Raw genomic sequence first — 3,622 nt, 5'->3', positions numbered from 1 at the left:
GAGCTCGACGTCGTCGAGGGTATGCAGTTCGACCGCGGCTACCTGTCGCCGTACTTCATCACCAACGCCGAGAAGATGGAGGCCGACCTCGAAGAGCCGCTGATCCTGCTCTTCGAAAAGAAGCTGGCCTCGCTGCAGCCGTTGCTGCCGGTGCTGGAAGCGGTGGTCCAGTCGGGCCGTCCGCTGCTGATCATCGCCGAGGACGTCGAAGGTGAAGCCCTGGCCACCCTGGTGGTCAACAAGCTGCGTGGCGGCCTGCGCGTCGCGGCGGTCAAGGCGCCGGGCTTCGGCGACCGCCGCAAGGCCATGCTGGAAGACATCGCCATCCTGACCGGCGGCCAGCTGATCAGCGAAGACCTCGGCATCAAGCTCGAGAACGTCACCGTCGACATGCTTGGCCGCGCCAAGAAGGTCACGATCACGAAGGAAGACACCACCATCGTGGACGGCGCCGGCGACAAGTCGGGCATCGAGGGCCGCGTGGCGCAGATCAAGCGCCAGATCGAGGACACCACCTCGGACTACGACAAGGAAAAGCTGCAAGAGCGTCTGGCGAAGCTCGCCGGCGGCGTCGCGGTGATCCGCGTCGGCGGCGCGACCGAAGTCGAAGTGAAGGAAAAGAAGGACCGCGTCGACGACGCTCTGAACGCCACCCGCGCTGCGGTGGAAGAAGGCATCGTCCCCGGCGGCGGCGTGGCGCTGCTGAAGGCCTCGAAGGTGCTCGACGGCTTCAAGGGCGACAATGACGACCAGGAAGCCGGCGTCGCGATCGTGCGCCGCGCGCTCCAGGCCCCGATCCGGCAGATCTCCGAGAACGCCGGCGTCGAAGGCTCGATCGTGGTCGGCAAGGTGCTCGAGAACGCCTCGGCCACCTTCGGCTTCAACGCCCAGACCGAAGAGTACGTGGACCTGGTCCAGGCCGGCGTCATCGACCCGGCGAAGGTCGTGCGCACGGCTCTGCAGGACGCGGCCTCCGTGGCCGGCCTGATGATCACGACGGAAGCCGCGATCGTCGAAGCGCCGAAGAAGAACGCCCCGGCGGCCCCGGGCGGCATGCCCGGCGGCATGGGCGACATGGACTTCTAAGTCCGGTCGACCAGCGACAAGGATGGAGGGCGGGGCCGCAAGGCTCCGCCCTTTTTCTTCGCTCTTTTCAGGGGCGGGGCGGCGCGAGCGGAAATGCCGTCTTGCGACGCCAAGACCCGAAGGCGCTTGCGCCAACAGCCTCAGCGCCTGGCGTCGCCCATGACCATGCCGCCGACCCAGCTGGCGATGCCGGTGATGATCGCGGCCATGACGCCGGGCCCGAGGCCATTCACGTGGAAGCCGTGCACGAACAGCGACACCAGGCCGATCATGGCGGCGTTCACCACCAGCAGGAACAGCCCCAGCGTCAGCACGGTCAGCGGCAGGGTCAGCACGAACACCACCGGCCGGACGAAGGCGTTGACGATCCCCAGCAGCACGGCCGCGAAGATCAGGCTGCCGGTCGAATCGAAGCCGACGCCATGCACCAGCTGGGCCGCGACCCAGAGGCCCAGGGCGGCGAAGATGGCGCGGACGATGAACCTGGCGAACATGACCCCTCCGACGGAATTTGCGCGAAACGCGGTTTAACGGATACGCAAGCGGCGCAATTCAGCCGCCCAGTTCAGCCGGCAAGGGCGGCGAGAGCTTCGTCGAAGTTTCGGGGTCCCTCAACACCAATGCGCAAGCTCGTCTTCACCGCCGCCCTCTCAGCGCTCGTTCTGCCGGCGCACCTCCACGCCCAGCCGGTGATCCAGATCCCCGCCCAGGCCGAGGCGTCGAAGCCTGAGCATGCGCGAGGCGATGGCGGGCCGAAGCGGATGCGCAAGCACCTGTTCATCAGCCCCTCGGGCGAGCCGTTCCGCGGCCCCAACAGCTTCAGCGCCTGGTTCGCCGAGGCCGACACCGACCACGACGGCGCCATCAGCGCCGCGGAGTTCCAGGCTGACGCCGAGTGCGTCTTCAAGCTCTACGACACCAATGGCGACGGGGTGATCGACGGCTTCGAGATCCAGGCCTACGAGCGCGACGTGGTCCCCGAGATCACCGAATTCGCCATCGGCGGCCCGATGCCCGGCGAGGGCGCCGGCGGGCGCCATCATGGCGGCGGACGCCGAGGCCGTGGCGGCCAGGACCTCGATCCGGGGACGACCGGCGGCGGCGTCCACGCGGCGGGGGCCACCGGCGCGGCGCGCTTCTCGCTGCTCAACGAGCCCGAGCCGCTCCTGGCGGCCGACACCAACGTCGACGGCAAGGTCAGCCACGCCGAGTGGATGCAGGCCACCGCCCGCCGCTTCGCCAAGCTCGACAAGACCCATGCCGGCAAGCTGACGCTGGATACGCTGCAGCCGCCGAGCGACAAGAAGGTCGCCGAGCGGTAGGCGGCGGAAGGCTCCCTACTCCGCCGCCACCGCGTCGACCTGCGGCACGTGCTGCGACAGCCGGCCGCCGAGGCGGATCGGCTCGATGCGGCGGGCAAGGCCCGTGCCCGGATGGGTTTCGACGAACACCCCGCAGACCGTGGCGGGCCCGCTGGCCGGCCTGTAGCGGCCGCCCGAGATACGGGTGGTGAAGCGCCGGAGCGGCTCTTCCTTGTCGTTGCCGATGACGCTGTCGTAGTCGCAGCAGCCGCCGGCGTCGGTCTGGTAGGCGGTGCCGCCGGAGAGGATCTGGGCGTCCGCCGTCGGCACGTGGGTGTGGGTGCCCACCACCAGGCTCGCGCGGCCGTCGCAGAAGTGGCCCATCGCCATCTTCTCCGAGGTCGCCTCGGCGTGCATGTCGACCACCACCGCGTCCGCCGCCGCCCCCAGCGGGCAGGCCTCCAGCTCGCGGTCGACCGCGGCGAAGGGATCGTCGAGGCTGTCCATGTGCACCCGGCCGAGCAGGTTCACCACCAGGATGCGCTTGCCGGCCTCGGTCTCGAACAGCTGGGCGCCGCGGCCCGGGGCGTCGGCCAGGATCGGATAGTTCAAGGGACGGATCAGCCGGGGCTCGCGGACGATGTAGGTCAACGCCTCCTTCTGGTCCCACGAGTGGTTGCCGAGCGTCAGGCAGTCGGCGCCGGCCTCGAACAGCTCGCGCGCCGTCGATTCGGTGATGCCGAAGCCCGCCGCGGCGTTCTCGGCGTTGACGATCACGAACTCCAGCCCGAGCCGGCGGCGCAGGCCCGGCAGATGCTCCGCCAGCCCGTCGCGGCCGGACCGGCCGATCACATCCCCAAAGAAAGCTATTCGCATCGAAGTTCCTTAACTGACCTCGATATAGCCCGTCTCCGTCAGGATCGCATCGAGGCGCTGATCGTGGGCCTCGTCGGGCAGTTCGGCGACTTCCTGGGCGGCGAAGCCGAGGCCCAGCACAAAAACCGTCCTCGCCGCGCGAAGGTTCTCCAGCGCCCGGTCATAGTGGCCGGCCCCCTGTCCCAGCCGGCGTCCGGCGCGGTCGAAGGCCAGCAGGGGCGCGACGACCAGGTCCGGCTCGACCTCGGGCGAGACATGCGGCGGGGCGGGAACGCCCCAGGCGTCCGGCTCCAGGCGCATCGACGGCTCCCAGAGGCGAAAGGCCATCGCCGCGTCGCGAGCGCCGGTCGCCGGCAAGG

At 69.4% G+C, this 3,622-nt stretch carries 5 protein-coding genes; 2 read left to right on the top strand and 3 right to left on the bottom strand.

Translation table 11 applies throughout. The annotated features are described in order from the left end of the window. The coding region (groEL, locus tag VJS38_RS14290; protein WP_324088821.1) for a chaperonin GroEL at positions 1–1,086 on the top strand (1,086 nt) is incomplete at its 5' end. Between the two features lie 140 nt (positions 1,087–1,226). Here groEL and VJS38_RS14285 read toward each other — a convergent pair. Continuing rightward, positions 1,227–1,580 (bottom strand): phage holin family protein, encoded by a 354-nt coding sequence (locus VJS38_RS14285; RefSeq protein ID WP_324088820.1) that lies wholly within the window; start codon positions 1,578–1,580, stop codon positions 1,227–1,229. 126 nt (positions 1,581–1,706) lie between these two features. Here VJS38_RS14285 and VJS38_RS14280 point away from each other — a divergent pair, with 126 nt between their 5' ends. Further along, positions 1,707–2,408: a hypothetical protein gene (locus VJS38_RS14280; protein ID WP_324088819.1), complete on the top strand. Its 702-nt coding sequence runs from the start codon at positions 1,707–1,709 to the stop codon at positions 2,406–2,408. 15 nt (positions 2,409–2,423) lie between these two features. On the opposite strand, the gene VJS38_RS14275 is transcribed toward VJS38_RS14280, so the two are convergent. Continuing rightward, a complete protein-coding gene (locus VJS38_RS14275) occupies positions 2,424–3,263 on the bottom strand; it encodes a TIGR00282 family metallophosphoesterase (protein WP_324088818.1) in 840 nt (279 codons plus the stop codon). 9 nt (positions 3,264–3,272) lie between these two features. Next, a partial coding sequence (locus VJS38_RS14270) for a 5-formyltetrahydrofolate cyclo-ligase (RefSeq protein ID WP_324088817.1) occupies positions 3,273–3,622 on the bottom strand: 350 nt, incomplete at its 5' end.

The sequence above is a fragment of the Phenylobacterium sp. genome, assembly GCF_035276905.1.
GTDB lineage: Bacteria > Pseudomonadota > Alphaproteobacteria > Caulobacterales > Caulobacteraceae > Phenylobacterium.
Note: the sequence above shows the minus strand (reverse complement) of the source record. Positions and strands in the feature narration are given on the sequence as shown.

Excerpts from the sequence above, each read along its gene's own strand:
- VJS38_RS14285 (WP_324088820.1), bottom strand. The coding sequence starts at position 1,580 with ATGTTCGCCAGGTTCATCGTCCGCGCCATCTTCGCCGCCCTGGGCCTC.
- VJS38_RS14280 (WP_324088819.1), top strand. The coding sequence starts at position 1,707 with ATGCGCAAGCTCGTCTTCACCGCCGCCCTCTCAGCGCTCGTTCTGCCG.
- VJS38_RS14275 (WP_324088818.1), bottom strand. The coding sequence starts at position 3,263 with ATGCGAATAGCTTTCTTTGGGGATGTGATCGGCCGGTCCGGCCGCGAC.